Below are 15,893 nucleotides of genomic sequence, written 5' to 3' on the forward strand. Positions count from 1 at the left end.
CGCTCGGTATGTTCCTGCTCTACTCTCCCCATCACGCCAGTGATTACTGGCAGCATTCCGGGTCTTCACTGGGAGGCGGGACCGCATGGGTCGACAGGAGCAGGTGCCGAACGAACGAGCACGGAAAGCGGACGCCGACGCGGACGCAGTGGAGAGGCCCGGCACGCGGCACGTGCGCGTCGCCGTCATCGGGTCGGGGTTCGGCGGCATCGGCGCCGCCGTGCGACTGCGCCGCGAGGGCGTCACCGACTTCGTCGTGCTGGAGCGCGCGGACTCCATCGGCGGCACCTGGCGGGACAACAGCTACCCCGGCTGCGCCTGCGACGTCCCCTCCCACCTGTACTCCTTCTCCTTCGCGCGGAACCCGGACTGGCCGCGCACCTTCTCCGGCCAGGAGCACATCCGGGCGTACCTGGAGCACGTCGCGGACACCTTCCGGCTGCGGTCCCACATCCGCTTCGGCCACGAGGTCCGGTTGATGACCTGGGACACGGAGCGGCTGCACTGGCGGATCGAGACCAGCGCCGGCGACTACACCGCCGACGTGGTCGTCTCCGCGACCGGACCGCTCTCCGACCCCAAGGTCCCGGACGTGCCCGGCCTCGACGGCTTCCCCGGGCCGGTCTTCCACTCCGCCCGCTGGGACCACGACGTCGACCTGCGCGGCAAGCGCGTCGCCGTGGTCGGGACCGGCGCGTCCGCGATCCAGATCGTGCCCCGGATCCAGCCGGAGGTCGCCTCGCTGACCCTCTTCCAGCGCACCCCGCCCTGGGTGGTGCCGAAGGCGGACCGGGCCGTCACGGGTGTCGAACGCTGGCTGCACCGGCAACTGCCGTTCACCACCGCCGTGCGCCGCGGACTGCTGTGGGGCGTGCGCGAACTCCAGGTGCAGGCGTTCACCAAGCGACCGCGGGAGCTCGCCCTCGTCGAGTCCGTGGCCAAGGCCCACCTCGCGCGGGCCGTGCAGGACCCGGCGCTGCGCGCCGCGCTGACCCCCTCGTACCGCATCGGCTGCAAGCGGATCCTGCTCTCCAACGACTACTACCCGGCGATCGCCCGCCCCAATGTGGACGTGGTGACCTCCGGTCTCGCGGAGGTGCGCGGCGCCACGCTCGTCGCCACGGACGGGACGGAGGCCGAGGTGGACGCGGTCGTCTTCAGCACCGGGTTCCGCGTGACGGACATGCCGATCGCCGAACGGGTCGTGGGCGCGGGCGGCGCCACGCTCGCCGAGGCGTGGCAGGACGGGGTGCGCTCGCTGCGCGGCGCGACCGCCGCCGGGTTCCCCAACTGGATGACGATCATCGGGCCCAACACCGGCCTCGGGAACTCCTCCATGATCCTGATGATCGAGTCCCAGTTGAACTACATGGCCGACTACCTGCGCCAACTGGCCATCCTCGGCGGTCGTACGGCGCTGGACCCGCGCCCGGCGGCCGTGGACGCCTGGAACGACCGGATCCAGGAGCGGATGAAGCGAACCGTGTGGAACACCGGCTGCAAGAGCTGGTACCTCGACGACGCCGGGCGCAACACCACGCTGTGGCCGGGGACGACGTCCGAGTTCCGGCGGGCGGTGCGCGAGGTGGACCTCGGGGAGTACGAGGTCGTGCGCGCCGTACCCAAGACGGGCGCCACGCAGGTCATGGACGTCGCACCGGACACGCAGAAAGCACCGGACACGCAGAAAGCAGCGGACACGAAGAAGCCGCAGGACACGCAGGTCACGGCGGCCGCGGAGACCGGAACCCTGGGAGCCACCGCATGAGCACCGACCGCAGGAACGTGAGCACCGACCGCAAGGGCCCGCGCACCGTGCCGAAGCCCGCCGGCCCCTCGACCCTGACCAGCCGCAAGGTCCGTTCGGCCGACGGCACGCCCCTGCACGTCGAGGTGCACGGGCCGAGCGACGCGCCCACCGTCGTCCTCGCCCACGGCTGGACCTGCTCCACCCGCTTCTGGGCCGCCCAGGTCGCCGCCCTCTCCCACGAACTGCGGGTCGTCGTGTACGACCAGCGGGGCCACGGCCGCACCCCGCTCGCCCGCGTCGGCACGGACGTCCTCGCGGACGACCTCGAAGCGGTGCTGGCGGCCGTCCTCGCGCCCGGGCAGCGCGCCGTGCTCGCCGGGCACTCCATGGGCGCGATGACGATCATGGCCGCGGCCGACCGGCCCGCCGTCGTCGAGCGCACCGCGGCCGCCCTGCTGTGCAGCACCGGCGCCTCCCACCTCGCGGAGGAGTCCTTGGTGTTCCCGCTGCGGCGCGGCCGGCTGCGCTCCAAGCTCACCCACGCCGTCCTCGGCTCGCGCGCCCCGCTCGGCCCGGTCACCCCGCTGTCCAAGCGACTGCTGAAGTACGCCACGATGGGCCGCGCCGCGACCCGTGCGCAGGTCAGCGCGTGCGCCCGGATCGTGCACTCCTGTCCGCGCGCCACCCGGGTGGCGTGGGGCGGGGTCCTCGCCGAGCTGGACCTGACCGACGGCGTCCGCAAGCTCGCCGCGCCCACGGTCGTGGTCGCCGGCACGGCCGACCGGCTCAGCCCGCCCGTGCACGCCCACCGCATGGTGACGCACCTCCCGGACTGCCGGGAGCTGGTCCTACTGGCCGGCGCGGGCCACATGACCCCGGTGGAGACGCCCGACGCGATCACCGCCAAGCTGCGCGAACTGGTCGCCGCCCACCTCGCGGAGGAAGCAGGGGAAGCCGCATGAACACGGCACCAACAGCACGGGGCGTACGGGGCGTTCCACTCGAAGGGCAGGTCGCGGTCGTCACCGGCGCCGCCCGCGGCGTCGGCGCGCTGCTCGCCCGCAAGCTCTCCGCGCACGGCGTCCACGTCGCGCTCGTCGGACTGGAACCGGACGGCCTGAAGGACGTCTGCGCCCGGCTCCACACCGCGGGCGACGTCTGGGAGGCCGACGTCACCGACCACGCCGCCATGACCCGGGTCGCCGGTGAGGTCAAGGAGCGCTTCGGCAAGGTCGACGTCGTCGTCGCCAACGCGGGCGTCGCGGCCGGCGGCCCGTTCGAGACCTCCGACCCCGTCGCCTGGCGGCGGGTCATCGAGGTCAACCTGATCGGCAGCGCCGTCACCGGCCGCGCCTTCCTGCCGGTCCTCACCGAGAGCCGCGGCTACTTCCTCCAGATCGCCTCGCTCGCCGCGATCACCCCGGCGCCGATGATGACCGCGTACGCAGCGTCCAAGGCCGGCGCGGAAGCCTTCGCGCACAGCCTGCGCGCCGAGGTCCGCCACCGCGGAGTGCGCGTCGGCGTCGGCTATCTGTCCTGGACCGACACGGACATGGTCCGCGGCGCGGACCGCGACGACGTCATGCGGGAGCTGCGCGGCCGGCTGCCGTGGCCGGCGAACCGCACGTATCCGCTGGGCCCCGCCGTCGACCGCATCGTCGCCGGCATCGAACGCCGCGCCGCGCACGTGTACGGCCAGCGCTGGCTGCGCGGCATGCAGCCCGTGCGCGGTTACCTGCCGTCCCTCATCGGGGTGTTGGGCAGCAGGGAGGTGAGCCGGCTCGACGGCCGGTTGGGCACGGTCGCCACGGGCCTGGTGGGCGCGGGCGGTGCGGCGGACGAGGCGGCGCGCGGCGGATGAGCGATGTGACTGGGGTGACCGGCAGTGCCGGGGTGAGCGGCGTGACCCGAGTCGCGCGGTGCGCCGGGCAGCCGCGCCCGTAACCATCCGCAGGCGCGGACCGTGGAGTGCGCGACCGCGCGCAACGGCCGGGACCAGGGACGTCCGGCCCGGGAGTCGGCGCCGTCGACGACGGCGCCCTCCCGGACCTCCCCCCGGACGTTCCCCCGTCCTTCCCCCTGGCCGGCTGCCCGGTCGTCCCCCTGACCGGACCTCCGGACCTCCCCCCGTGCGGGGCCCCGGTCATCCCCCTGACCGGGCCCCCGCACCTCCCCCCGGGTCCCCGTGGGCGCACCCCCGTCCACCGGTGCACCCCCGCCCGCGGGGAGTCCTTCGACCGGCGGGCCGTACCTGGCCCGCTCGGCCACCGCGGCCCGCGCCCGGGTCCACGACCGCACCGCCTGCTCGTCCCGCGTGCAGGCGCGGACGAACGCCGCGAGGAGTTCCTCCCGTGGCAGGGTGCGGCGGGCGAGCGCCCCGGCCGCCGTGCTGGACGGCAGGCAGTCGCCCGCGTCCTGCGCACGCGCGGAGATCTGTCGATAGGTCAGTCCCGACCATTCCTTCAACCGGCGCATCTGCTGCACCAACTCGGCCGGAGACGTGGCGAGGTTCGGATGCACGGGGTGGCCGACGGCCATCGATCCTCCCTGGAGCACGGGGCACCGGCGTCCGCACTCGGTGCCTGCCTGCGTCGATTCCACCTGCTCGGGCATTGTCCAGAAAGCCTGTTCCGACGTTCCTGGACAATGCCCGACCGCGGTTTGATGGCCCTCTTACTCGTCGAAGGGGGTGGGGTCGATGGCGGGGCGTCGGGAGCGTCCACTCGATCCGATGGCCGGTCCGGTGGAGGCGTTCGCCTGCGACCTGCGGGAGTTACGGGCCGCGGCCGGCGGGCCGACGTACCGGGAGATGGCCCGCCGCGCGGGCTACTCGGCCAGCGCCCTCGCCGCGGCCGCGGCGGGGGACCAACTGCCGTCGCTGCCGGTGACCCTGGCGTACGCGGAGGTCTGCGCGGGCGACAGCGACGAGTGGGAGTCGCGGTGGCGCGCGGCGTCCCGGGCGGCGGAGGAGCAGACCGTCCTGGTCGCCGACGACGACGCCGCGGAAGCCCCGTACCGGGGGCTCGCCCGCTTCGAGCCCGACGACCGCGGACTCTTCTTCGGCCGGGACGAACTCGTCGCCGAACTGCTGCACCTGCTGTCCGCCCACCGCTTCGTGATGCTGACCGGAGCATCCGGCAGCGGCAAGTCCTCCCTGCTGCGGGCCGGGCTCATTCCCCGGCTGCGCACCGGCCGGGGCGCGGACGGGGTGCAGTGCGCGGGCATCAAGATCCTCACCCCCGGCGCGCAGCCCTTCGCCACCCACGCCCGCACCGTCTCGCGCCGCGCCGACGGGGACACCCTGGTCGTCGTCGACCAGTTCGAGGAGGTCTTCACCCTCTGCCGGGACCCCGCCGAGCGCGCGCGCTTCATCCACCTGCTGTCGACCGCCCGCGACCCGGCCCGCGGACTGCGGGTCGTCGTCGCCGTGCGCGCCGACTTCTACGGCCACTGCACCGAACACGCCCCGCTCGTCGAGGCGCTGCGCACGGCGCACCTGCTCGTCGGGCCGATGGCCCCCGCCGACCTGCGGCAGGCGATCGTCGGCCCCGCCCGGGCCGCCGGGCTGATCGTCGAGCGGGAGCTGACCGCCCGGATCGTGGAGCAGGCCGCGGGCGAGCCGGGCGCCCTGCCGCTGATGTCCCACGCGCTGCTGGAGGTGTGGCGCCGGCGCCGCGGCCGGACCCTGACCCTCGCCGCGTACGAAGCCATCGGCGGCGTGCACGGCGCGATCGCGGACACCGCCGAGCACACCTACAGCAGCCTCAGCGCGGACGAGAGCGTCCACGCCCGCCGGATGCTCCTGCGGCTGATCACCCCCGGCCAGGGCGCCCAGGACACCCGCCGCCCCGCACCCCGCACGGAACTGGCGGCCGTCGAGTCCCAGGAGGCCACCACCGTCCTGGAACGGCTCGCCCACGCCCGCCTCGTCACCCTCGACGGCGACACCGCGGACCTGGCGCACGAGGCCCTGATCACGGCGTGGCCGCGGCTGCGGACCTGGATAGACGAGGAACGGGTGCGGCTGGTGACCCACCGGCGCCTCACCGCCGACGCCGACGCCTGGGCGGAACTCGACCGCGACGCCAGCGCGTTGTACCGGGGCACCCGCCTCGCCACCGCCCGCGAAGCCTTCCCCGACCCGTACCAGGGCCTGACCGCCGTCGAGCGCGACTTCCTCGCCGCCAGCGTCACCGCGGAGGAGGACGAGGACGACGCCCGCGCCCGCACCACCAGCCGACTGCGCCGCTCCACGGCCGCGCTCGCCGTGCTCCTGGTGCTGGCCGTGCTCGCCGGGACGGTCGCCTTGCGGCAGAGCCACACCAGCGACGAGCAGCGCGACAAGGCCCTCACGGCGCAGCGCACCGCGCTCTCCCACCAACTCGCCGCCCGGTCCGACGAGCAGCTCATCGGCAACCCCGCACTCGCCTCACTCCTCGCCCTGCACGCCTACCGCACCTCGCCCACCCGGGAGGCGCGGGCCAGCCTCCTGCGCGCCGCGGACATCCCGCTGCGCACCACCCACCGCATCCCGGTGGGCTTGGTCCGCAGAGCCTCGTTCAGCCCGGACCTCCGCACGGTCGCGTACGTCGACGGCGAGAGAAGAGCCCTGCTCCACGACCTGAAGCTGAAGCGGAGCGTCCCCATCGGCGGGTCCGTGGAGGATGCGGTGGACGTGGCCTTCCACCCGGACGGCACGTCCGTCGCCATCTCGTACCTGGACGGTGCCGTGCGGATCCACGACGCCAGGTCGGGACGGCTGCGCGCCACGTTGGACGAGGGACAAGGCACCGTAGCGGTCCTGAGGTTCAGCCGGGACGGCCGGCAACTCGCCACCACCTCCGAAGACGCGACCATCCGAGTGTGGGACGTCGCGACCGGGCGCACCCAACACGTCTTCAACACCTACAAGAAGCGCAATCCGCCGCCGGGCGAGCAGTTCCAGGCGCTCGACTTCTCGCCCGACGGCCGCACGTTGGTCAGCGGCGGCCGGGACGTGCGGCTGTGGGACCTCACGACGGGCCGGAGCCGCGTCTACATCCCGAAACCCCAGTTCCCCTACCCGGTCCCCGAGGAGAAGTACTACGCGAGGGCCGTCTTCGGCTCCGACGGCAGCGAACTCGCCGTGGCCCAGCACGACGGCATGGTGACGCTGCGGGACTCCAGGAACAGCGGGGGGATCATCGCCTCGCTCAGCGGTCACGTCAGCCTCGTCAAGCGCCTGGTCTTCAGCCGGGACGGCGCGACGCTCGTGACCGCCGACGACGACACCCTGCGGATCTGGGACGCGCGCAGCCAAGGCCCCCGCGTCACCCTCAGCGGCTACACCCGGGGCGTCGAGGCGATCGCCTTCAGCGCCGACAACCGCTCCATGGTCACCATGACCCAGGACGGGACCGTCCGGGAGTGGGAGACGGGCGACCTCAACACCCACACATTAAAGGGGCACACCAACGCGGTCAGCGCCCTCAGCTTCAGCGCCGACGGCCGCACGCTCGTCACCGCCGGCCACGACGCGACCGTCCGGACCTGGGGCCTGCCCGAGGGCCGTCGCGCGGTCACCCTCACCGGCATCCGCCGGGTCGTCGCCCTCAGCCCCGACGGCAGGACGCTGGTCACGGCCGACCACGACGGCACCGTCCGGTTGCGGGACGCCCGCACGGGGGCCCAGCGGCGCACCCTGCCCGGCACCGCGCCCGAAGTGAACAGCCTCGTCTTCACCTCCGACGGAACGACCCTGGCCGCGCTCGGCAACAACCGGGTGCACCTGTGGGACGTCGACCAGGGGCGCCGCCACCGCGTCCTGACCGGACCGGACGGCGCCATCGAGACGATGACGCCCCATCCGAGCGGCAGCGCCCTGGTGACCAGAAGCCGGAAGGGCACGCTACGGATCTGGGACGTCCGCACCGGTGAGGTACTGCGCACCCTTCCCCTCCCCGGGTACGAGCACAGTCCCACCTTCACCCCGGACGGCAGGACCCTCGCCACCATCGACTACACCTCGACCAACCGCGAGCCCGACAGCCCGCGCGTGAACTACCTCCGCCTGCGGGACCCCGAAACCGGGGCGCTGCGCCGCACCCTGACGCTGAACACCCACGCCGTGATCGAATCGATGGCCTTCCACCCCGACGGCAAGACCCTGGCCACGGGCGGCAAAGACGGCACGGCCCGGATCTGGGACGTCGAGACGGGCGCGGTGCGCCGCACCTTCTCCGACGTCAGCTTCGTGAACCACGTCGCCTTCAGCCCTGACCGCACCACCCTCGCCACCACCAGCTTCAGCGGTGTCGTACGGCTGTGGTCCGTGGACCTCCCCGACGAGACCGATGCGGTCCAGCAGATCTGTCGGTCCGTCAACCGCGAACTCACCGCAGCGGAGCGCAGGCAGTACAACGTCGGGGAGGCGTCCGTCTGCCCGGAGGCGGGGAAGGGGACGTCAGTCGGCCAGTAGCGCGCCGGCCAGTTCGCGCCACTCCCGACGCGGCAACTCGTCGGCCGGGGCCTCCGAGACCACGTTCAGCGCGACGTGGTCGGCGCCGGCCGCGTGGAAGTCTGCGACGCGGGCGCGGATCCGGTCCAGGTCGCCCAGCGCGAACACCGCGTCCACCAGCCGGTCGCTGCCGCCGTCCGCGAAGTCCGCTTCCGTGAAGCCGAGCCGCAGGAAGCTGCGGAGGTAGTTCTCGTACCCGAGGTACGGCGCGAGGCCGGTGCGGGCGATGTCGCGGGCCCGCGGCAGGTCCGGCTCCAGGACGACCTTCAGGTCCGGGGCGAGCAGCGCGTCGGGGCCGAGCAGGGCGCGCGCCTCGGCCGTGTGCTCCGGGGTGACCAGGTACGGGTGCGCGCCCAGCGCCCGGTCGGCCGACAGCTTCAGCATCTTCGGGCCGAGCGCCGCCAGCACCCGGCGGGACGCGGGGACGGGCGTCGGCGCGGCGTCGAGCGCGTCCAGGTAGGCGACCATCGCGGCGTACGGCTTCGCGTACTGCGGGGCGCGGGCGCTGTGGCTGACGCCGAGCCCGAGCACGAACCGGCCGGGCGCGGACTCCTCGATGCGGGCCGTCTCCTCGGCGACCTGCTCGGCCGGGTGCTCCCAGATGCTGAGGATGCCGGTCGCCACCCGGATCCGGGGCGCGGCGGCCAGCACGGGCGCGGCCTCCGCCAGCGACGGGCTGCCGCCGATCCACAGCGCGCCGTACCCCAACTCGTCCAGCTCGGCGACGGCTTCGGCCGTCCCCGGCGCCAGGCCCTGCCCGGGCACCGCCCGCAGGAAGCGGTGCCACACGCCGAAGCGGCCCAACAGGTCTCGATCATTGGTGTTGGTCATGGCCGAACAACTACCGGATGCCGAGGGGCTATTCCACCTTCCGGGACTGCGGGCGCGGCGGCAGCGGGGGCCGGCTGCGGTCCGGTACGTCGTCGTACCCCGGCGGGTCGAGCGCCGGCTGCTTCGCCAGCATGTCCAGGGCGAGCCGGACCGCGTCGTCGAGACCCGCGTGCCGGCCCTCCGCCCAGTCCAGGGGGGTGCGCAGGGCCTCCAGGTCGGGTTCCACGCCGTGGTTCTCCACGGACCAGCCGTAGGTGTCGAACCAGGCCGCGTTCATCGGCACCGTGATGACGGTGCCGTCGATCAGCCGGTGGTTGCCGGTGATGCCCACGACCCCGCCCCAGGTGCGGGTGCCCACCACGGGACCGAGGTTCAGCAGCTTGAACGCGGCGGTGATCATGTCGCCGTCGGACGAGGTCTCCTCGTCGGCGAGGGCGACGACCGGGCCGCGCGGCGCGTTCGACGCGTACGAGACGGGCTGGGCGTTGCGGGTGAGGTCCCAGCCGAGGATCTTCCGGGTCAGGTTCTCCACCACGAGCTCGCTGATGTGTCCGCCCGCGTTGCCCCGTACGTCCACGATCAGCGCCGGACGGGTCACCTCCAGGCGCAGGTCGCGGTTGAACTGCGCCCAGCCGGAGCCGCCCATGTCGGGGATGTGGAGGTAGCCGCAGCGGCCGTCGCTCAACTCCCGCACCACCTCGCGGCGCTTGGCCACCCAGTCCTGGTAGCGCAGCGGGCGCTCGTCGATCAGCGGGGCGACCGCGACCCGGCGGGAGGCGCCCTCCGCGGTGCGGAACGTCAGCTCGACCGTGGTGCCGCCGGCGGCCGACAGCATGGGGTAGGGGCCGGCGACCGGGTCGACCGGGCGGCCGTCGACGTGGGTGAGGACCGCGCCCTCGCGGATGCCGGTGCCGGCCAGCGGCGAGCGGGCCTTGGAGTCCGACGACTCGCCGGGCAGGATCCGCTGCACCGCCCACCCCTCGTCCCGGTGGACCAGGTTGGCGCCCAGCAGCCCCATCGGCCGCTGGTAGTGGCGCGGCCCCTCGTCGCGCCGGGCGGGGGTGACGTACGCGTGCGAGGTGCCCAGTTCGCCCAGCACCTCCCGCAGCAGGTCGGCGAACTCGTCCGGGGACGCGACGCGTTCCACCAGCGGACGGTACTGATCCAGCACGGCCGGCCAGTCGACGCCGCTCATGCCCGGGTCCCAGAAGTACGCGCTGATCAGCCGGCCCGCCTCGGCGTACGCCTGGCGCCACTCGGACGCCGGGTCCACCTCGTGCAGGATGCGGCGCAGGTCGATGTAGACGGTGGAGTCGGCGTCGCCGGCCTCCGTCGCCGGTACGGCCCGCAACTCGCCGCCGTCCACGACCACCAGCCGGGTTCCGTCGCCGCTGACCGCGAACCAGTCCAGGTGCGCGACGAGTTCGGTGCGGCGCGCCTTGGAGATGTCGAAGTGCTCCAGCGTGGGCTGCCCCGAGGTGTCGGCCGGGTTCACGAACGTCTCGCCGAGCGCGCCCGAGATCGGCCAGCGCAGCCAGACCAGGCCGCCGCCGCTGACCGGGGAGAGCGCGGAGTACTTGGAGGCGGCCACCGGGAAGGGGGTGACCCGGCTCTCCAGGCCCTCGGTCTCGACGACGGTGCCCGCGCCGTCGCCGGCGGAGCCGGCCGCGGCCGGCGCCTCGTCCAGCGGGTCGAGCCCGCCGGCGGCGGGGCGCCCGTCGGGCAGCAGCGCGAACGGCGACGGCGTCGCGGACGACAGGGGCACCAGGTAGGGACGGCAGCCGAGGGGGAAGGACAGGTCGCCGGTGTGCACGTCGTACACCGGGTCGAAACCGCGCCAGGAGAGGAAGGCGAGGTAGCGGCCGTCGCTGGTGAAGACCGGGTTCTCGTCCTCGAAGCGGCCGTTGGTGACGTCGACGATCGTGCGGTCCTTTATCCGGACCATCCGGATCTGGCGCAGGGACCGGCCCACGCCCGGCTGGGACCAGGCGAGCCAGCAGCCGTCGGGGGAGAAGGCGAGGTCGCGGACGGGGCCGTTGAGGGAACGGACGACTTCGACGAGGGGTTCGTCCGAAGCCTCTTCCGCCGCTTCGGTTCCCGTGTCTTCTTCGGCTTCGGCCTTCGCTTCGGCTTCGGCTTCCGCTTCCGTGGGTTCGCCGGCCGCGGTGGCGTCCGCCTCCTCCGCGTCGTCCGTGTCCAGGAGCAGCAGCCGGCCGTCGTGCGTGGCGATCGCCAGCCGCTTCCCCTCCGGGTCGGACTCCATCTCCCGCACCCGCCCCAACTCGCCCGAGGCCAGCCGGCGCGCCTCCCGCTCCCCGCTCGCCCGCGGCAGGTACGCGATCTCCACCGCGTCCTCGCCGTCCGCGTCCGTCACGTACGCCACCCGGCCGCCGGAGCCCAGCGCGACCGGGATCCGGGCCCGCACCCCCGGCGTGTCCGCGATCGTGCGGGCCGGGCCGTCGCGGTGGGTGAGCCAGTACAGGCTGCCGCGCACGGAGACCGCGCTGGCCCGGCCCGTGGTGTCGACGGCGAGCGCGTCCACGTGGTCGGAGGCGGGCACCTGGTACGTGCGCCGCCCCGCGCGCTGGCCCCCCAGCCGCACCGCCAGCCGGCGCGGCGCCGCGTCCGGGTCGGTCAGGTCGTCCACGATCCACAACTCGCCCGCGCACTGGTACACCACCCGCCGGCCGTCGCTGGAGGCGTGCCGGGCGTAGAAGGCGTCGTGGTCGGTGTGGCGCTGGAGGTCGGAGCCGTCGGGCCGGCAGGAGTAGAGGTTGCCGACGCCCTCGTGGTCGGAGAGGAACGCGATCCGGTCGCGGACGAACATGGGGGAGTCCAGGTGCCCGTCGAGATCGGCCAGCAGCCGTCTGCCGTGCAGCCAGAGCCGTCCGGTGGCCCCGCCCCGGTACCGCTTCCAGGAGGCCGGCTCGTGCGGTGCCTTCCCCGTCAGCAGCAGGGTGCGCCGCTCGCCGGCCACGTCGGCGACGGCGATGTCCGAGACCGGCCCCCAGGGCAGCTTCCCGCCCGGCGCGCCGTCCAGCGGGACGCTGTAGGCCCAGGAGAAGTACGAGAAGGGCTGGCCGTGCGAGGACACGGCGAGGACGTGCCCGTCCGGACCCCAGCCGCAGACCCGGGTGTCCACCGAGCCCCAGTAGCTCAGCCGCCGCGCGGGGCCGCCCGCCAGCGGCACCAGATGGATCTCCGGATCGAGGCTGCGCCAGGTCGTGTAGGCGATGTGCCGGCCGTCGGGGGAGAAGCGGGGGTGCCCGATCCGCGTCCGGTCGACGGTCAGCCGCCAGGCCCGCCCCGGGCGTTCGCCCGCCGGGACGAGCGGGGCGACCCACAGGTCGTCCTCGGCGGCGAAGCACACCAAGTCCTCGTGCAGGTGCGGATAACGGAGGTACGCCACGTCGTCGTCGCTCACGCCCCAATGCTTTCCGGGCGCGGCGGGCGAGGCAACTCCTCATCCTTTATGGAACTCATGTCGGGGTCGGAAGGTTGAGCGCCCTTCGGGTGATGAAACCCACAGCGAAACGATTTCGTTTCGCTTGGACCTTCGACTATCGTATTTTGAGTACGAAACCGTTTCGTTCGTTTCCGAACGAGTCGCCCGAGTCCCCGCGAGTCCCGAAGGGAGGCCGACCGATGTCCCGCAGCCGACTGACCCCCGAGCGCGAGGCCGAGCTCTTCGACGCCGTGCTCGATCTGCTGCGCGAGGTCGGATACGACTCCCTGACCATGGACGCGGTCGCCGCCCGGACCCGTGCCAGCAAGGCGACCCTGTACCGGCAGTGGCACAACAAGCCGGAACTGGTCACCGCGGCGCTGCGGCACCACTCGGGACCCGGTGCCGACAGGGTCGACACGGGGAGCCTGCGCGGCGACTTCCAGGAAATGATGTTGCGGGTGGACGACTGCCAGCTGGAGAAGGACTCGGCGCTGATGCGGGGCCTGACCCTGGCGGTCAACACCAACCCCGATCTGCTCCGGGTGCTTCAGGAGAAGCTGATCGAACCCGAGCAGAACGAGTTGCGCGTGGTGATCGACCGGGCGGTGGCGCGGGGCGAGGTCCGTACGGACAACCCCGCGCGCGAGTTCGTGCCGCACATGCTCTTCGGAGCGTTCTTCGCCCTACAGATGATCGAGGACCGGGTCCCCAACCGGGATTTCCTCACCCGCTACATCGACGCGGTCGTGCTGCCGGCCCTGGAGGCACGATGATCCGTCGTGGTTTTCCTGCCGGGGGTCCGGGGGTCGTCCCCCGGGGGATGCAGCATCGACGCGGTCGTGCTGCCGGCCCTGGAGGCGCAATGACCTCCACGAACCGGTGCGCACCCGTCGCGGACCGATGTAGCGCGATGTAGTCCCACGAGGCCCGGACTCCCCGTCTCCCGGGCGCCCTCGACTCTCCCCTCCCCAGCAGAACCGCTCAGCCCCAGCTCGAAACCTGACGCGCGCCGCTCTCGTCGTCGGGCCGACTCCCCCTGCCCTGTATACGTCTCACCAACGGGAGTACGCCCTCGTGGCCACGTTCCTCTACAAACTCGGGCGGTTCGCCTTCAGGCGCCGCAAACTAGTCGCCCTGCTGTGGGTGGCACTCTTCGCGATCGCCGGTGTCGCCGCCTCCTCCGCCGCTAAGGCCGAGGACCCGGGCTTCGCCCTGCCGGGCACCGAATCCCAAAAGGCGTTCGACCTGATGGAGGAGCGGTTCCCGGGGGCCAGCGCCGACGGCGCGTCCGCGCGCATCGTCTTCAAGGCGCCCGCCGGTCAGAAGATGACCGACGACGGGCCCAAGGCCGGGGTGAACGAGTTCATCGCGGACCTGAAGAAGGGCTCCACCGAGATCGCGTCCGTCGTGGACCCGTACTCCGGCAACGCCGTCTCCCAGGACGGCAGCACCGCGTACGTCTCGGTGTCCTACAAGGTCAACACGATGGAGCTCGAAGACAAGAGCAAGGAGTCGCTGACCGACGTCGCCAAGGAGGCGCGCGACTCCGGGCTCACCGTCGAACTCGGTGGTGACGCCACCATGGTCGAGCAGCACAGCACCGGCGCCGAGATGATCGGCATCCTCATCGCCGCCGTCGTCCTGGTGATCACCTTCGGTTCGCTCATCGCGGCCGGTCTGCCGCTGTTGACCGCCATCATCGGCGTGGGCATCGGCATCTCCACGATCACCGCGCTGGCGAACGTGCTGGACCTCGGCACCACCACCTCCATGCTCGCGATGATGATCGGCCTCGCGGTCGGCATCGACTACGCGCTGTTCATCGTCTCCCGCTACCGCGCCGAGTTGGCCGAGGGCCGGGAGAAGGAGGAGGCGGCCGGTCGCGCCGTCGGCACCGCGGGCTCCGCGGTCGTCTTCGCCGGTCTGACCGTCGTCATCGCCCTGGCCGGCCTCGCGGTCGTCAACATCCCGATCCTCAGCAAGATGGGCTTCGCCGCCGCCGGCACCGTCGTCATCGCCGTCGTCATCGCGATCAGCCTCATCCCGGCGCTGCTGGGCTTCGCCGGGGACCGCATCCTCGGTCGCAAGGCGCGCAAGGCCCGCAAGGCCGGCGCCCACACCAACAAGGGCCTGGAGGGCGAGAAGCCGAAGCTGGGCGTCCGCTGGGCGCGCTTCGTGCTGCGCCGCCCGGTCGCGGTGCTGCTCACCTCGGTGGTGGGCCTCGGTCTGATCGCCGTCCCGGCCGCCTCGCTCCAGGTGGGTCTGCCGGACGAGGGTTCCTCGTCGCCGGCCTCCACCCAGCGCAAGGCGTACGACCTGCTGTCGGACGGCTTCGGCCCCGGCTTCAACGGTCCGCTGAGCATCGTCGTGGACGCCAAGGGCAGCAAGGACGCCCAGGGCGCGGTCGACGAGGCCGCCGCGATGATCGGCAAGATGGACGGGGTGGCCGCGACCATCCCCGGCGAGCTGAACAAGGCCGGCGACACCGGCATGATCACCGTCGTGCCGAAGGAGCGGCCGTCCTCCGTGGAGACGGAGAACCTGGTCGAGAACATCCGCGGCAAGAAGGACGACCTCAAGGCCGACACCGGCGCCACCCTGTTCGTGACCGGCGCCACCGCGCTGAACATCGACTTCTCGCAGAAGATGAACGACGCGCTGGTGCCCTACCTCGCGCTGGTCGTCGGACTCGCCTTCCTGCTGCTGGTGCTGGTGTTCCGCTCGATCCTGGTGCCGCTGAAGGCCGCGCTCGGCTTCCTGCTCTCCGTGGTCGCTGCGCTCGGTGCGGTCGTCGCGGTGTACCAGTGGGGTTGGCTCGCGGACCTGTTCAACGTCGAGCAGCCCGGCCCGATCATGTCGATGATGCCGATCTTCATGGTGGGCGTGGTCTTCGGCCTCGCCATGGACTACGAGGTCTTCCTCGTCACCCGGATGCGTGAGGCGTACGTCCACGGCGAGCGGCCGGGCGAGACCGTCGTCACCGGCTTCCGGCACGGGGCGCGGGTCGTCTCCGCCGCCGCGATCATCATGATCGGCGTCTTCGCCGGCTTCATCAGCTCCGGCGAGCAGATGGTCATGATGATGGGCTTCGGCCTCGCCATCGCCGTCTTCTTCGACGCGTTCGTCGTCCGGATGGCGATCGTCCCGGCGGTGCTGGCGCTCCTCGGCGACAAGGCGTGGTGGCTGCCGCGCTGGCTCGACAAGGCGCTGCCGAACGTGGACGTCGAGGGCGAGAAGCTGCACAAGCAGCTCGCGGACAGCCCGGAGGACCCGGACGGGGACCGCCAGCTGGTCGGCGTCCGGTAAGCGGACGACGTCCGCCGGACGTGCACAGGGCCGTGCCCACCACTTCTCCGGAGGTGGTGGGC

8 protein-coding genes are annotated in these 15,893 nt (G+C 72.7%); 6 read left to right on the top strand and 2 right to left on the bottom strand.

The annotated features are described in order from the left end of the window. Positions 1–85 precede the first annotated feature (85 nt). The 4 genes from ACH4E8_RS08680 (at position 86) to ACH4E8_RS08695 (ending at position 8,207) form a co-directional block, all read left to right on the top strand. Positions 86–1,768 carry a flavin-containing monooxygenase gene (locus tag ACH4E8_RS08680; protein WP_398445702.1) on the top strand — a complete coding sequence of 561 codons (1,683 nt, stop codon included), beginning with the start codon at positions 86–88 and terminating at the stop codon, positions 1,766–1,768. Continuing rightward, on the top strand, positions 1,765–2,712 hold the full coding sequence (locus ACH4E8_RS08685) for an alpha/beta fold hydrolase (RefSeq protein WP_398445704.1): 948 nt from the start codon (positions 1,765–1,767) through the stop codon (positions 2,710–2,712). Before ACH4E8_RS08680 ends, ACH4E8_RS08685 begins: the two co-directional genes overlap by 4 nt. After that, positions 2,709–3,611 carry an SDR family oxidoreductase gene (locus ACH4E8_RS08690; RefSeq protein WP_398445705.1) on the top strand — a complete coding sequence of 301 codons (903 nt, stop codon included), beginning with the start codon at positions 2,709–2,711 and terminating at the stop codon, positions 3,609–3,611. Before ACH4E8_RS08685 ends, ACH4E8_RS08690 begins: the two co-directional genes overlap by 4 nt. An 870-nt stretch (positions 3,612–4,481) precedes the next feature. Beyond that, positions 4,482–8,207, top strand: a complete 3,726-nt coding sequence (locus ACH4E8_RS08695) for a hypothetical protein (protein ID WP_398445707.1) — start codon at positions 4,482–4,484, stop codon at positions 8,205–8,207. Here ACH4E8_RS08695 and ACH4E8_RS08700 read toward each other — a convergent pair. Both ACH4E8_RS08700 and ACH4E8_RS08705 read right to left on the bottom strand, forming a co-directional pair. Beyond that, positions 8,193–9,077 (bottom strand): LLM class F420-dependent oxidoreductase, encoded by an 885-nt coding sequence (locus ACH4E8_RS08700; RefSeq protein ID WP_398445709.1) that lies wholly within the window; start codon positions 9,075–9,077, stop codon positions 8,193–8,195. The two genes, ACH4E8_RS08695 and ACH4E8_RS08700, sit on opposite strands and share 15 nt — an antisense overlap. Positions 9,078–9,105: 28 nt before the next feature. Beyond that, on the bottom strand, positions 9,106–12,501 hold the full coding sequence (locus ACH4E8_RS08705) for a S41 family peptidase (RefSeq protein ID WP_398445711.1): 3,396 nt from the start codon (positions 12,499–12,501) through the stop codon (positions 9,106–9,108). Between the two features lie 221 nt (positions 12,502–12,722). On the opposite strand from ACH4E8_RS08705, the gene ACH4E8_RS08710 reads away from it, so the two are divergent. After that, the gene (locus tag ACH4E8_RS08710; protein ID WP_398445713.1) at positions 12,723–13,298 is read left to right on the top strand and encodes a TetR/AcrR family transcriptional regulator; all 576 of its coding nucleotides are present in this window, start codon (positions 12,723–12,725) and stop codon (positions 13,296–13,298) included. A gap of 301 nt (positions 13,299–13,599) precedes the next feature. Next, a complete protein-coding gene (locus ACH4E8_RS08715) occupies positions 13,600–15,831 on the top strand; it encodes an MMPL family transporter (protein WP_398445715.1) in 2,232 nt (743 codons plus the stop codon). Positions 15,832–15,893 lie beyond the last annotated feature (62 nt).

The organism is Streptomyces sp. NPDC017979, from assembly GCF_044328175.1.
GTDB lineage: Bacteria > Actinomycetota > Actinomycetes > Streptomycetales > Streptomycetaceae > Streptomyces.